Origin of the sequence: Methanomassiliicoccus sp. (assembly GCA_033485155.1) — an archaeon.
Classification (GTDB): domain Archaea; phylum Thermoplasmatota; class Thermoplasmata; order Methanomassiliicoccales; family Methanomassiliicoccaceae; genus UBA6.
In genome coordinates this window covers 147,476-160,045 of the sequence record JAWQJJ010000008.1, presented here as the reverse complement: position 1 = coordinate 160,045, position 12,570 = coordinate 147,476, and the positions used below count along the sequence as shown (strand labels likewise).

Here is a 12,570-nt window from a genome sequence, read left to right as displayed (position 1 = left end):
GATCCGGTTAGCTTGCTTCTCTTGAAATTCATGTTACCCATCTCATGTCATCCGGAGGGGTTTACCCTCCAAACCTGTTGCAAAATCCATTGGATTAGGACTTAAAGACATGTTTATTAATATTAATCGCGATAATGATAATGGCCAGATAATAATTAGGTATTATCGGAGAGCTTTGAATAAGCTTTGCAGTACACATGGGAAGAGAGATAATTCAACGGTCGTTCATCTGGCCCGACAACACTGATCAATCGAGGTTCGCCGCCGATGGTTCTGAATATTGTGTACATTTCATTAATCTCCGATTGGAGCGCATGAATGCAAAAAACATCGGGATGAGTTCCTGATTTCAGAAATGATATTCTGTTTGAATATTTTGTTCAAGCCAGTTACTGATCGACCCCGTTCTACCATACCAGGAATCAATCACAACCTTAATCGAGGATCACATCGTAGGGGAATTCGTTCATTGCATGGATTTTTAAATTCCCCAAATACCATCCATGCAGTGATCATCTGGTATGCCCATCAATTCTTGCAATCGGATGTTTGCTCATCATCCTTCTTGGAGAACTTATCTCCTATGGGTTTGACCTTTCCAGTAAATAAGCACCCGCAGAATGAACAGGACGTAACTCCCGACGGATTCGATGCTCCGCATCTTGGACACAACATCTCACATCACCGTCACCCACCCTTCTCTCTCATCGTTGATATAGCCGCCCATAGAATTCGCTAAGATTATAGTGGCATAGAAAGGGGCAGAAAGATGCGACACGATTGGTAAAAACCTAAGATGGCTGGGTTGAGCGCGACGAAATATCTGTGTGTCAATCCAGCGAGCCGCACGAATGCAATGGTTATTCCTCTCTGGCTCTTTACTGGCTCGGACCTCAGGGACCAATTTTTTTCCTTATCAAATCAGGCGACTCGAATCGACGAATACGGACCTCTTAGCTCGGGGGTAATCTCTTGAGCGATCTACCCTTTGACGACTGTTGCGAGGGCTGTCAATTCATCGACGGCGACGGCAAGGAGATCGAGGCATGCCGGGACATGACCAAGAGGTGCAGAGGCGACAGTTGCGACTCCTGCCCGCCGTGCAAACGCTTTGCCGCCTCTACCGGCTTCGTTGACGGTCGATCGCTAGGAAAGATGCGGCCGAGGGCCGAGAGTGGGCTTAACCGTCCTAAGAACACGCGACAGGAGGTGTTAGTATAACCGACACCTCAGCTTGCACCGAAGCTTACCTTCGCCTTGAGGCGATGGTGCGGCCGCCCGTTCCCATGAAGCCGAGGACGGAAGCGGAAGAGGACCAAATCGCCCTTGAGCTTTTCATCCTCGAGCACGAGGGCGAAGAGTCGCTTAGAGAATATCAAGCCAACCCAACCAGGAGGGCTCTCAAGTTCTGTGAGCTTCCTCAGCATCAGCGGGAGATCATCGAACGGGCGAGGCTGAATCAAAGAGACTTTTCCAAGCCAGCGCAGGAAGTGAAGGATGGATGCCGGGGGAGGTGTTCGATTTGAAGCTCTCCAAGCTGGCCAGCGTTATCGAGGCAGTAGGCGTTCACAAGGTCCGCATACGGAAGATGCATTGCGCTTTCTGCCACGACGAAGAGAGGAAGTGCCATTGCTCTCGTTACAACGGGCATTGGGACCGATGCACTAAGCGTCGGTTCGCCGGTCGAGAGGAAACGAAAGTTCCCTGTCCGGACTTCATCCGGAGGCCGGACGGCCAGGTGTTCGAACCAGTGGGGGATGAATGATGACCGCTCACTTCCTCAACAAGATCGTGTGGCGGTTTGAACTCTTTTTCGTCCTGCCCGCCAGGCTTACGATACGAGGAGTTCAGCGCCGGTTCAAGGGGCGTGATGCTTGATGGCTCTGTCTGAGAACGAGAGAGCAGCCATGACCTCCTCGAAAACTCCGGAGTGGGGTACTCCTTGGTCGCTGTTCTGGAGGCTGGATGAAGAGTTCAGCCTGAACCTGGACGTCTGCGCCACTCCCTTGAACGCCAAGTGCTCCCGATACTTCACCAGGGAGGATGACGGACTGGCTAAGGAGTGGGCCGGGCGTTGCTGGATGAATCCTCCGTATGGAAGGGAGATCATCAAGTGGATCCGGAAGGCTTACGAGTCCAGCTTGAAGGAAGCTGAGATCGTTGTCTGCCTTCTACCGGCCAGAGTGGATACCGAGTGGTTCCATGAATGGGTATGGGGGAAGGCTGAAGTTCGGTTCTTGAGGGGGAGGGTTCGCTTCATCGATGAGAGCGGAAGGCAAGCTGACCCAGCGTTGTTCCCGTCGATGGTGGCCATCTACCGGAGGCGATGCTGATGGACGAATCCATTGAGGCCCCCGTTACTTTTCCCTCGCTCAACAAGAACCCCCTAAAGGACCCCTGTTACTCGGACGCCATCCAGATAATGAACGGTCTGAAAAAGGAAGGCATGGACGCCCTGGAGATCGGGAAGGTGGTAAACTTCCTGGTGATGCTTTCAAGGAAGAACATCGAGACGGAGGCGTTACTGGAATGCAAGCCAGCGGTCCAGAAGCCAGCCATGCTTGAGGGCCTGGACCTGAAGCAACGGCTCATGCTGGACTCTTGCATCAAGCTCAGCAAGTTCACCGCCATTGAAGCTATTCACGACGTCAGGGAAGAACACGGCAGGCACTTCGGGAGCCGGGAATCGATACACATGGTTCGATACCTGCCGTTCGTCCGTCGCGTCGGAACGTTGAACGGGCAAGCGGCCTTCGTCCTCAGTCCGGAGACAATCAAGAGCGTGATCGCGGGGGCGAGGCTTTGAGGTGCCCCTTGAAGCCCGGCCTAGCTTGCTCGGCTTCCTCCGGAATAAGGGCGTCGACGCCCTGTCCCGCATGTTCGGAGTTAGGTAATTCCTATGTTCGGAGTTCGGGTACAAATCTGTCCATTCCGAACATAGCTCCGAACATGTCCGAACATATGCTGGCTAAGCGCTATGTTCGGAGTTTTCCAAATCTTTCCGCAAATTCCGAACATAGCTCCGAACATCACCATGTAGGAGGGGGGAGATGAGCACCCCCGTAAAACCCCTCTCCACCCGCGAGACCCGCCTAAAGATATACGCTCACTTAGCGGAAGGGAAGTGTCAGGCCAGCGTGGCTAAGCTCCTTGACCTCAAGCGATCGACTGTGAGCGAACATGCGAAGGCTTTGGAGGAAGGGAACTTCATCAAGCGGATTCCGGGCAAGGAGAAGCCGGTACTCTATGAGAAGGGGCCTCGCGGTCCTGAGCTGGATATCCTCTATGTTCGGAGTTCGGAGCAAATTAACGCCAGGGGTGTAACGCAATGTTCGGAGAATCTCGCCAAGGTTCCGACCGCTAACGTTCACCATTTGAAGTTCAGATTGAACGTCGTCAAGGAAGGCGACACTCAGTTCATCTACAAGCGAGGAAGACGGTACCGCAACATCGAACGGTCCTGGGGCCAGGTACCATATCAGAACAAGTTCGTTACGGTGGAGCTAGAACAATCCTTCGCTCCTGGAGGTCTGACCACGCTATACATCTACCCTCCGGAGATGGACCTGACCGCCGACGAGCTTCCTCGCTATGAGGAGATAGCCGCCCTCGCATGCATGGAGATATCTGGCTTCATGCAAAAGAACATGGGCTGGAAGTTGGGGATTCCTGAACTCACTGACTGGCAACGGCACATCGGTATCGATAATCCGGCATTAATGAAGGGCGTTGCCGAGAAGTATTTCATGAAGTCCAAGGACGGCAAGGTCTGGACCTCCAACAGCGGCGGGCGAAGCGAAGAGGAAACGGACTCCATCGAACACGCTCAAATCCTTCTCGACCTGCCTGGGGAAGTCCTCACCATCAAGACAACGATGGTCGACCTCGTTGAAGACTTGAAGCTCATCGTCGAAGCGCTGTCGCTCTCCAAGGATGGGATGGAGCGGGTAGCGGTCATCAACGGTATCGAGCTGAAGGCCAAGGCCAAGGAAGCCCTTGATAAGTTACAGGGTAGCGTGGAGGGCTCCAAGGCGGCCGCTCCAGACAGGAATATCAACGACCCGGGGGTGATGTTCGGATGATCTGGCCGAGGCCGAGAAGACGGGATTACCGACAAAGAGGGATTGATGGAACCTCTCAACGTGGTCCTGATAATGTGCGAGGTTTGTGGAACGCCGAACGAAGTCAATGTGGAGAAGCTGAAGGGGCGCAGGAGCCCGCGTTGCTGTCATTGCGGGTGCCCGTTGAAGGGTCTGCTCTAAGGGTTCTCTCGGTCCTCCTGGTCCTGGTTGCCTCTCCTCTGTTCCTAGCGTTAGCCATCCGGCAGAGGATGAAGGAACCTGCACCTCTTCCGACCGCGCTAGTCCTCCTGCCTCCACTCTCCAGGAGGGATGAACGATGAAGGCCGCTCTCTACGCCAGGGTCTCCACTCCCAAGTCAGATAAGAAGGCTACGAACGAAGGAGACCGCGAACGGCAGGACCCGGAGACTCAGCTCATAAAGCTCCGGGCCTTCGCCCAGGCGAGGGGATACGAGATCGCCGGTGAGTTCGTGGACCGGCTGAGCGGCAAGGATGCGAACAGGCCAGCGCTCGAAGCGATGATGAAAGCGGCCTTCCGTCACGAGTTCGACGCAATATTGATTGTTAGGCTAGATCGGATCATGCGTTCGATTGCTAACTTCGTCGTCCTCAATGACGAGCTGAACGCCGCCAGGGTCGGCTTGGTCTGTACGGATCAGCTCATCGATACCACCACGCCGAGCGGACGGCTACAGCAGAACATACTCCTCGCCTTCGCGGAGTACGAACGGGAGATCATCCGCGAGAGAGTGAAGGACGGTATCGCCCGGGCGAAGTCGGAGGGCAAGAAGCTAGGTCGGCCTCCGGTCTCGAACGATAAGGCTTCCGAGCGGACCTTACGTCGACGGAAGGCGGCGGCCAATAAAGGGGGGTCTCCCTCTTTATATACTGAGGGGGCGAAAACCTGATGCGGCAGAAAGAACTCTTTTTGGCCGCCTCTTTTCCTTACTTCGGGGGTTCGGTATGAACACTTGGGAGCACGTGTGGTTCTCCTTGGTGTTCACCGTCCTGGTGATGCTCTCCCTCTCGCTCGTGGTCATCGTTGCCGAACGGATCAGGAGAAGGGGGCGGTCGACGTGATGGCCGAGAGCAGGGGAGAGAGGGTCGTCAAGGTCCGATTGCCTGTGGCTCAGGAGATCGCCTTGACCAAGCTGGACCGTATCAAGGGTTGTCATAAGTCTGAGGTCGTGGCCCTCGCCTTTGATCTCTTCCTTTCGAGACCGTCGGAAGAAATCGTTACGATGGTCCGTCAACGGAGGGAGGCGCGATGATCTCCGAGGCGAAAAACAAAGTCGTCGTCCTGCAAGTCCGAATCACTTCACGTCAGGCCGAACGGCTGGAGAAGTTCTATCGCATCCTTGGCATCAATAAGTCGGAGATAACCGACATCGCCCTGGATAATTTCTTTAGTGTCGGCCAGGAGGAGGTGATGCGGAAGGTTGAGGAGCGCCGGAGGACTGGATGACAAGTAACCTCTGGCCCCCTTTTTAAATTTACAGAACTTGAGATGTATCCTCCTCTGACGAATGATTATCGGGGTTGGAGGCATCTTCAGGTTCGTAATTTCTATCGACCCTTTTATCAATCTCTTCATCGCTCTCTTGAGGGAACAGAGCTGCCTTGAATAGCCAGATAAATGACTGCCTTCTTTTTATCTTATCCCGATTGAATTCTTCTATCGGAATTGATGATGCAATCTTCGTGAAATGATCTACAATGTCCTCCGGTCTTTCCTCAGAAATAAGTTCGAGCTTGATGATTTTTTGACCGGCCTTTAGCTTCATCAGGGCATCTGGGACATAGATAAACCCATAGAACGTTTTTGAAACTACATTTTCACCACTAACGCTTACCCTAATAACGAACCTCTCTTGGGTCGTAAATGGATACGCATTAAACAAATCCATAGTGCTGGATGAGTAGATGGCAACCTCAGAAGACATAAACTGAACGAACGGCCTATTTGATGAGTAATCAGAATTGAAAAATTTTTCATGTGTCCTTAGTTCGATGCCCACATCATCAATCGGGCAACCAAAAAACTCAACCTTCATAAAGGGCCATTTAGCAAGCGCCCTGCCATCATTCCTTATTCTGAAAGCTAGCTTGAAAGTACGAGGTCCAATGCAATCTTCAATGGAAACTTGGGGAATAAGGTCCGGCCTCAAACGGCGTCCAAAGTGATAATCGACCTGGTAGTGCTCCATGGGAACGGACCTCGCTCCGATCCTCTCGTAATATTGATGATCGTCACAACATGACATGTGAGGACTATATGCACTGGCCGGGACATCTACAATGAATATGTTTCCCGCCCCATTGTCCGATTGCATGGAAATAAAATCTAAATCATTGATATGCGGCTGAATACCAGCGATTATTTTTTGGGAAAACCATTCTTTGGTGTATGCTTTCTTTGGATTCCAATCGATTCGAGCAGCAATCCTACTCTTGCCACCATTTTCTTCCCTTTCAGAAAGCCCCACAATCAATAGTCCACCAGAGGAGTTGGAAAAGGCCGATATCTCTTTTCCAAGTTCTGCGGGGTGCTCAAGTGATGCAATCGCTTTGAATTCCAAAGTCAAACTTTCTTCATATTTTTGGTCAATGATTACCTGAATATCTGACTCTCGGACGTCTCTAAGAGATTTTCCAAAGTATTCCTGAGCATAACCTTGCTGTCGAAAAGTCCCACCATTCATGGCTAAAGTAACGAGATCATTGTTCAAATAATATGTTCCCTTCGAGCTTTCTTCCCTACCCTGAATAATCCCTTGAATAATGTAGCTCTATAGTACCTATAGCGAGACCGAATTATTCAACGGTCGTCCATCTGGCTCGATATCACTTTTCGAGTAAGGTTCGACATAGACGTACATGAAAATTATTCAAATTAGATTTTCTCCGGTTAGCGAGAACAGAAACAGAGAAAACATCTGGATGAGTTTTCTAAAAACAGAGATGAATACGATTTGAATACTGTCTTTGAAGCTCTTATGCCGTAAAAGATGTGAGGATCGTTCTGTGTTTATGCCGTCCCCCTTCTATATCACCTTTCTGCATTTTTACTCCATGCCATCGCAGATATTTTTGGAGTTATTAGGGAAAAGCCGATTCCTAGTACTATATAAAATCCAGCTAGCCATACTTGCCATTCCTTCGAGTAGCTAGTTACCAATAGTGTAGCACCAAACGAGATTATTGCAAAGGACAGTGAATAGAGAAAATACTGGGTGCCCAACTTATTGGATTTTGTATTTCCATTTATTGACTCCCTAATGATGCCGATCTGCTTCTCGGAAGCATCATCCATCTTTTGATTTACCGCAGATTGATTTTTAGCTATGGAACACTCGATACGTTCCAAGCGAGCTTCAAGACCATCGAGACGTTCGAGAACGCTCAGCATCGGATCGGCAACAATCGGAGGGGCTGTTGTGTCGGGGGTGGTCTCGGACGGCATCATAGAATTGTACCCTACATCCGTTTGTTGTTTCTTTATCTTGACTACTTGATTTAGGGGCTAGAATGTTCTCCTCGCACTCTGTTCCCTCCGTTGCATAAATCGTTGCATACCTCGGCTCTATAGTACCATAGTATGCATCGAATTATGTAAAGTTCGACAGTCTGGCTATTTTCAAGGATTATGATATTTAGTTACGATGATGGCCATGAAAAAGTATGCAAATCGGAAAATCGAGGAAATGAGAAAGCTCAAGGTGAGAAAAACTACTGGCCATCTCTTGTTTACATATAGCTTTGCATAATTGTTGCATAATCGCTTACATAGTCTGTCTGGCTAGGTAATCTTTTGTTAGCGATGATCTATACTAGCAAAATTACTCATGCGACGAATTTGGTTGTTTGAGATCGATCAAGTTACTCTTCACTCAAAACATGGGTTTTTAAGAAATCTAATCCTCACTTGCCCAGAGTTGAGGGAATTCGAATGTGGGCGATTGCCGTAAAAATATGAAATTTAACAAAATTTTAATATAATAATAGTTAGCGGGAAGGTACATTGGTGAACTCCTATTTATATCATTTGGGAAACCTCCATATAGTGTATATGAACTTATCGAGGTTGAGGGCTAGAATGGAAGAGGACGGGAAGAGGGAAAAGGATCGAGAAACTCTTTCTCACAGAATTGCACGAATTTCGTGTGATGAAGAAAGTCGGGATAAATGTTATCGAGAACTAGATGAAACTATCTATAAGATAACTCCAGAAGACTTAAACAAGCGTTTTACAATCTGAACAACATACTCCTATGGCCTGTTGGCCATAGTAGTTTTATTAATGTATAGCTAGATTTGTGTTCATGGGCGGGGGATTAGTGATTGAGCCAATTTCCCATGTGCTCGATCATATAGGGGATTCTCAACAGGCTGAGTATATTCAGCATTATCTGATGAATCGCAATATGGACGTAAAAACCATCCTCGTTGAAGATAATTACATCGATAAAGACTACCTTATCGATTTTCAACGCTATTATTCCAGAGGCTTTGAACCACCGAAATTAACAACCAAGAGGGTGCATTTCTTTGGAAAAGAACTGACGTGTGAAAAGTTGAAAGAGCTTATCTTTAATCCATCCGCAACAGAAGAAATTAATCGTAACTATCTGGGGTTTGTCGTTGTAAAACCGATATTGAAGCCAAGCGCAAACAAGTATGATGAAGCAAGGAAGAATAATGCTTTACTTGGGCGAACAGTTTTAAGAATGTACCCAAGAGATGGCGGGGATCATAGCCGAGAGTATATTGCATGCCCACAAAAGGTGAATTTATATGGACATGAGTTGGCTATTAACGCTTTGCCTTTACAAAGCCAAGATATTGCTGTAGGAGCTTGTGCCTCTGCAGCTTTATGGTGTGCGCTCCAAAAATTATTTCATTTATTTGAGATTCAAAAAGGATCACTATATGAGATTACACAAGGCTCAGAGGATGGAGCATTATTAAGCACTAGAGTATTCCCATCGCAAGGGATGACAAAAGATCAGATTTGTAGATTTTTTAGAAAAAATGGATTGGAGGTAGAACAATACAACGTGGGCAATTATTTTGGGAAGCCCGACTATGCAATGATGATTGTCACCATTTTAAAATTTTTCATTCCCGCAGGAATACCGATAATTGCTTCTTTGAGACTAAAAAAGGATGGCGACCCAGAGGCACAATATCATGCAGTCGTCATATCTGGAATATCAGATAACTCGGATGGGACGTTTAAAGAAATATATGTGCACGATGACCAGGTTGGTCCTTACGCTTCAGTTCTCTCTGTAGATGGATTCAATACTTGGAAATACAAAGAAGATGAATGGTCAAAGAAAGAAGGAATGAAAAAATTCAATTCAATAACTCTCGATGCATTAATTGTCCCACTATATCACAAAATTAGGTTACCTTTCAAGGCGATATGGAATCACTACAAAAAGATAAGAGACGAGTTGCCCTATGCAAAGGTGCATCTATCTTTTTATGAAGTAGGCAAGTTTAGGAAGAAATTACTAGACATCACAATAAGCAACAAAGAAGAAATTATTACAATGCCGATGCCCAGGTTCGTGTGGGTAATCGACATCACATACATGGATGAAACAAAGGAAACATCAGTTCTCGATGCAACTGCCCCATATGTAAGAGAAATAGTTTCTTACACACCCAATTGAGAAACTTTGGTTTTACTTTGTGCGGCCACAATTTCACCCGAAGCCTTTTTTACAAATAGTGGGAACGATTCTTTATTAGAGATTAAAGTATGCAATCATCGAAAAATCGATTGCACTTTCGGACCTGCCACATTAGTATTATCAAAAAAGACACATTGGTAAAAACACTACGACCAGTTCCTTTTTCTACTCTCCTAGATTCTAACATTAGATACGCTTGTCTTTCGGGTACCCCCCACCGATATCAATCTAAACCAAACGATTTAATTAGGCACATCCACAGGAGAAAGACACATGGATCAATACAAGCTGGAGAAGTATACCGAATGGATCTATTCGAGACTTGAAAGAAGAGTCAAGCCTAATAAGCGTTCAAAGTGTGGGGCGTTGGACGAAATGAGACAGATCACCATTATGATTAAGGACAAGAACTTGGACGCAATGGACGTTGAGTTCGGGATGCCAAGCATGGACTCCTGCGATCAGTGCGATGGTGAATGTTTCAAGGAAGATTAAGCTCATCCAGTCCAGATAATATCGCCAAAACCTCTTCCCTTTTCTTCTAGCTGACAATATATTACTTGATTAAAAACGACTACTTTCACTCACTCGCTAAGATTTCCTCTATCTCGTGTAGTTTCTTTGCTACCTTTTTTCCCTTGCTAGTTAGCTCATAAACGTATGTTAAACGAGGTTTTTCTTCAATCTGAATGGTTACTATTCCGATAGTTTCCATTCTTTTCAAGAGGTTTTTCATCCGGTCATAGCCACCGGCAATATAGCGGAGGTCGGAAGCGCTGGCTGTTTGTAAATCAAATATTTTTAGAATTATACTTACCGCAGTCGGTTCATCCAGCACTTTGATATTTAGGTTTGTACCGTGTTCCATATCAAACAGAGAACGTGGCTTAACGAGTTATATCTGATTATCTCGAATTCAATATTGAATACGGAACTAATAAATATTAACCCTCGACAATTCACATTCGGAGTTCTACATTGAATTCCGAATGTGGTGGACTCGGTAGCGTCGTGGTGGACCAGCTACCCTTTGAACCGAGGAAGAAAGAAGCAAGAACGAACAACATCACACTGACCCTGGCCGGGACTTAGCGCTTCTTTTCCTCGATAATCCCCCGGAGTTCCACCAACTCCCCCGGCCAGGCTAACTTTCAACTCAGAGGAGTATCGAGAATATGAGAGACACGAACCACATCATTGGCATGGAGCTAGGGCTTAGGACCGCGATACGAGATCGTAGATTCAAGAGAGACGCCGGAGACGTGAATACCTGGCTTGATTCGATAACTCGATTGAACCGCTCAGAAAGCAACGAGTCAAAGCAAGTGGAGGACGGGGTCATTCTGGGCTACCTCATCGGCTACCGTCTCGGCCTCTCTGCTTGGGACGGCGAGGAATCGCCGCTAGATCGTCTGAAGGAATACCTGACCGCTCAGGGCATCAAGATCATGCCCAGGCACCTGGGGGCGGCTTAGATGGCCGTCCGGACATTCATCTTCAACGACTTCTCCAAGGCTTTCGAAGAGGCTTGCCATCAGAAGGATCAGGGATGCAAGGTAAGCCTCGGAAGGGAAGTGGGAACCGCTAACAAGTGGCATGTTCGAGCTGAGGACAAGTCGTTGAAGACTAGCCAGGGGGCTTGAGACATGCCTCTAACTGATTTCGGGAGAGCCATTCAGAAAGAGGCTAGGAGTGTCACAGGAAACCGCAAGCTCCGTTACGCTGACATCCTGGAGTGGTCGTCCGGAGCTGTCAAGGTTAGAGAGGGCGAGGTGAAGTATCACCTTCCTGGGCTGGACATCAACATCGTTGTCAAGGGGGCCTGACCGTGAATGCCGTACAAATATCGGGACCCCTGGCACAACGAAATGAGAAGGTTCATGGCGTCGGCCTCTATCAGCCCGACTACCCATTATCAATACACCTTCTGGCTAGACCGGGTTGGAAAGCTTCTGAACTACCCAACGCCCAAAGTCGTCACTCTTGCCCAGCTTCGACAGCTAGAAAGGTCATACCCAGGTGCAGAATCGACCAAGGCTGTCCCCTTCACTGTGACTCGGGCAATGCTGATCTACGCCGGATGTTCGGCGGCGAGAGAGTGGAAATTCCATCATCGGGTACGCCCGAAGGTGGATGGCGTATTCCTGTCCGATGTGGACGTGGCCACCATTCGCCAATATGCCAGGGCCAGCGGCACAATAACCGAGCTGTTGTTCTCCCTCGGAGCGGACAACGGTCTGAGAATGATCGATATGAGAAGGCTCACAATGGACAACGCCAGGGAGCTATCGGTCTACAAAAAATCAACCATTGTCGGCAAGGGGCGAGGAGGCGGGAAACCAGGCCATCTGGAGCTATCCCGCATGACCGAAAAACCACTGGCCGAGTATCTGAAGCTGAGAGAGGAATGGGGCTCCAGGTATCGAGACTCCGACCGATTGATAGTCGTCCCTTCGCCGTCCGGACTCCATCCGGCAAGCAAGCAGTATATCGCCGCTCGGATAACCGCGCTCTCGGCCGCATCAGGAATTCACTTCAGGACGCACGACTTGCGGAGGACCTATGGTCATCGGTTGCACATGGCCGGGGTTCCGATAGAGACGATAGCTCGGTTGATGCGCCACGATACGATCAATCAGTCGTTCCGGTCCTACATCGGCATAGATGCCGACGAGCTAAGAAAAGCTCAAGATTTACTGGGGTGAGCGCGGCCGTGCCCCTGCACGCCAATCCAGCGAGCCGCACGAATGCAATGGTTATTTAGGCCTCAGGCCATTCCTAAAGGTG

At 48.5% G+C, this 12,570-nt stretch carries 19 protein-coding genes; 16 read left to right on the top strand and 3 right to left on the bottom strand.

The features are described from left to right. Positions 1–972 precede the first annotated feature (972 nt). The 10 genes from SA339_11980 to SA339_11935 all read left to right on the top strand — a co-directional run bounded on the left by SA339_11980 (position 973) and on the right by SA339_11935 (position 5,546). A complete protein-coding gene (locus SA339_11980; protein ID MDW5563934.1) occupies positions 973–1,221 on the top strand; it encodes a hypothetical protein in 249 nt (82 codons plus the stop codon). 65 nt (positions 1,222–1,286) lie between these two features. Then, the gene (locus tag SA339_11975) at positions 1,287–1,526 is read left to right on the top strand and encodes a hypothetical protein (protein MDW5563933.1); all 240 of its coding nucleotides are present in this window, start codon (positions 1,287–1,289) and stop codon (positions 1,524–1,526) included. Further along, positions 1,523–1,765: a hypothetical protein gene (locus SA339_11970; GenBank protein ID MDW5563932.1), complete on the top strand. Its 243-nt coding sequence runs from the start codon at positions 1,523–1,525 to the stop codon at positions 1,763–1,765. The genes SA339_11975 and SA339_11970 overlap by 4 nt, the downstream gene beginning before the upstream one ends. A gap of 112 nt (positions 1,766–1,877) precedes the next feature. After that, on the top strand, positions 1,878–2,333 hold the full coding sequence (locus tag SA339_11965; protein MDW5563931.1) for a DNA N-6-adenine-methyltransferase: 456 nt from the start codon (positions 1,878–1,880) through the stop codon (positions 2,331–2,333). After that, a complete protein-coding gene (locus tag SA339_11960) occupies positions 2,333–2,806 on the top strand; it encodes a hypothetical protein (GenBank protein MDW5563930.1) in 474 nt (157 codons plus the stop codon). The genes SA339_11965 and SA339_11960 overlap by 1 nt, the downstream gene beginning before the upstream one ends. Positions 2,807–3,050: 244 nt before the next feature. Continuing rightward, positions 3,051–4,082 (top strand): winged helix-turn-helix domain-containing protein, encoded by a 1,032-nt coding sequence (locus SA339_11955; protein ID MDW5563929.1) that lies wholly within the window; start codon positions 3,051–3,053, stop codon positions 4,080–4,082. A gap of 45 nt (positions 4,083–4,127) precedes the next feature. After that, positions 4,128–4,262, top strand: coding sequence for a hypothetical protein (locus tag SA339_11950; protein MDW5563928.1), 135 nt, complete (start codon positions 4,128–4,130; stop codon positions 4,260–4,262). Positions 4,263–4,398: 136 nt separating this feature from the next. Continuing rightward, positions 4,399–4,989, top strand: a complete 591-nt coding sequence (locus tag SA339_11945) for a recombinase family protein (protein MDW5563927.1) — start codon at positions 4,399–4,401, stop codon at positions 4,987–4,989. A gap of 171 nt (positions 4,990–5,160) precedes the next feature. After that, entirely contained in the window at positions 5,161–5,352 is a 192-nt protein-coding gene (locus SA339_11940) for a hypothetical protein (GenBank protein MDW5563926.1), read from the top strand. Then, the gene (locus SA339_11935; GenBank protein ID MDW5563925.1) at positions 5,349–5,546 is read left to right on the top strand and encodes a hypothetical protein; all 198 of its coding nucleotides are present in this window, start codon (positions 5,349–5,351) and stop codon (positions 5,544–5,546) included. Before SA339_11940 ends, SA339_11935 begins: the two co-directional genes overlap by 4 nt. 28 nt (positions 5,547–5,574) lie before the next feature. Here SA339_11935 and SA339_11930 read toward each other — a convergent pair whose 3' ends face one another. Together SA339_11930 and SA339_11925 are read right to left on the bottom strand one after the other, a co-directional pair. Next, positions 5,575–6,810, bottom strand: a complete 1,236-nt coding sequence (locus SA339_11930) for an ATP-binding protein (GenBank protein ID MDW5563924.1) — start codon at positions 6,808–6,810, stop codon at positions 5,575–5,577. A gap of 320 nt (positions 6,811–7,130) precedes the next feature. Beyond that, entirely contained in the window at positions 7,131–7,544 is a 414-nt protein-coding gene (locus tag SA339_11925; protein ID MDW5563923.1) for a hypothetical protein, read from the bottom strand. A gap of 859 nt (positions 7,545–8,403) precedes the next feature. Between SA339_11925 and SA339_11920 the strand changes: the two genes are divergently transcribed. Further along, on the top strand, positions 8,404–9,762 hold the full coding sequence (locus SA339_11920) for a hypothetical protein (GenBank protein MDW5563922.1): 1,359 nt from the start codon (positions 8,404–8,406) through the stop codon (positions 9,760–9,762). 294 nt (positions 9,763–10,056) lie between these two features. Further along, positions 10,057–10,278, top strand: a complete 222-nt coding sequence (locus SA339_11915; protein ID MDW5563921.1) for a hypothetical protein — start codon at positions 10,057–10,059, stop codon at positions 10,276–10,278. 85 nt (positions 10,279–10,363) lie between these two features. Here the strand turns inward: SA339_11915 and SA339_11910 are convergent, their stop codons facing one another. Beyond that, entirely contained in the window at positions 10,364–10,651 is a 288-nt protein-coding gene (locus SA339_11910; GenBank protein MDW5563920.1) for a hypothetical protein, read from the bottom strand. A gap of 307 nt (positions 10,652–10,958) precedes the next feature. On the opposite strand from SA339_11910, the gene SA339_11905 reads away from it, so the two are divergent. The 4 genes from SA339_11905 to SA339_11890 are packed head-to-tail and all read left to right on the top strand — an operon-like array spanning position 10,959 to position 12,488. Beyond that, complete coding sequence (locus tag SA339_11905; protein MDW5563919.1) at positions 10,959–11,258, top strand: hypothetical protein; 300 nt, start codon at positions 10,959–10,961, stop codon at positions 11,256–11,258. Further along, complete coding sequence (locus SA339_11900) at positions 11,259–11,426, top strand: hypothetical protein (protein ID MDW5563918.1); 168 nt, start codon at positions 11,259–11,261, stop codon at positions 11,424–11,426. A gap of 3 nt (positions 11,427–11,429) precedes the next feature. Further along, a complete protein-coding gene (locus SA339_11895) occupies positions 11,430–11,609 on the top strand; it encodes a hypothetical protein (protein MDW5563917.1) in 180 nt (59 codons plus the stop codon). 42 nt (positions 11,610–11,651) lie between these two features. Continuing rightward, positions 11,652–12,488 (top strand): site-specific integrase, encoded by an 837-nt coding sequence (locus SA339_11890; GenBank protein MDW5563916.1) that lies wholly within the window; start codon positions 11,652–11,654, stop codon positions 12,486–12,488. The last annotated feature ends 82 nt before the right edge of the window (positions 12,489–12,570 follow it).

What these genes read in the sequence shown, in the direction of transcription:
- SA339_11960 (MDW5563930.1), top strand. Translation starts at nt 2,333, where the DNA reads ATGGACGAATCCATTGAGGCCCCCGTTACTTTTCCCTCGCTCAACAAG.
- SA339_11935 (MDW5563925.1), top strand. Translation starts at nt 5,349, where the DNA reads ATGATCTCCGAGGCGAAAAACAAAGTCGTCGTCCTGCAAGTCCGAATC.
- SA339_11925 (MDW5563923.1), bottom strand. Translation starts at nt 7,544, where the DNA reads ATGCCGTCCGAGACCACCCCCGACACAACAGCCCCTCCGATTGTTGCC.
- SA339_11940 (MDW5563926.1), top strand. Translation starts at nt 5,161, where the DNA reads ATGGCCGAGAGCAGGGGAGAGAGGGTCGTCAAGGTCCGATTGCCTGTG.
- SA339_11965 (MDW5563931.1), top strand. Translation starts at nt 1,878, where the DNA reads ATGGCTCTGTCTGAGAACGAGAGAGCAGCCATGACCTCCTCGAAAACT.
- SA339_11920 (MDW5563922.1), top strand. Translation starts at nt 8,404, where the DNA reads ATGGGCGGGGGATTAGTGATTGAGCCAATTTCCCATGTGCTCGATCAT.
- SA339_11890 (MDW5563916.1), top strand. Translation starts at nt 11,652, where the DNA reads ATGAGAAGGTTCATGGCGTCGGCCTCTATCAGCCCGACTACCCATTAT.
- SA339_11955 (MDW5563929.1), top strand. Translation starts at nt 3,051, where the DNA reads ATGAGCACCCCCGTAAAACCCCTCTCCACCCGCGAGACCCGCCTAAAG.
- SA339_11950 (MDW5563928.1), top strand. Translation starts at nt 4,128, where the DNA reads ATGGAACCTCTCAACGTGGTCCTGATAATGTGCGAGGTTTGTGGAACG.
- SA339_11975 (MDW5563933.1), top strand. Translation starts at nt 1,287, where the DNA reads ATGAAGCCGAGGACGGAAGCGGAAGAGGACCAAATCGCCCTTGAGCTT.
- SA339_11905 (MDW5563919.1), top strand. Translation starts at nt 10,959, where the DNA reads ATGAGAGACACGAACCACATCATTGGCATGGAGCTAGGGCTTAGGACC.
- SA339_11915 (MDW5563921.1), top strand. Translation starts at nt 10,057, where the DNA reads ATGGATCAATACAAGCTGGAGAAGTATACCGAATGGATCTATTCGAGA.
- SA339_11945 (MDW5563927.1), top strand. Translation starts at nt 4,399, where the DNA reads ATGAAGGCCGCTCTCTACGCCAGGGTCTCCACTCCCAAGTCAGATAAG.
- SA339_11895 (MDW5563917.1), top strand. Translation starts at nt 11,430, where the DNA reads ATGCCTCTAACTGATTTCGGGAGAGCCATTCAGAAAGAGGCTAGGAGT.
- SA339_11910 (MDW5563920.1), bottom strand. Translation starts at nt 10,651, where the DNA reads ATGGAACACGGTACAAACCTAAATATCAAAGTGCTGGATGAACCGACT.
- SA339_11900 (MDW5563918.1), top strand. Translation starts at nt 11,259, where the DNA reads ATGGCCGTCCGGACATTCATCTTCAACGACTTCTCCAAGGCTTTCGAA.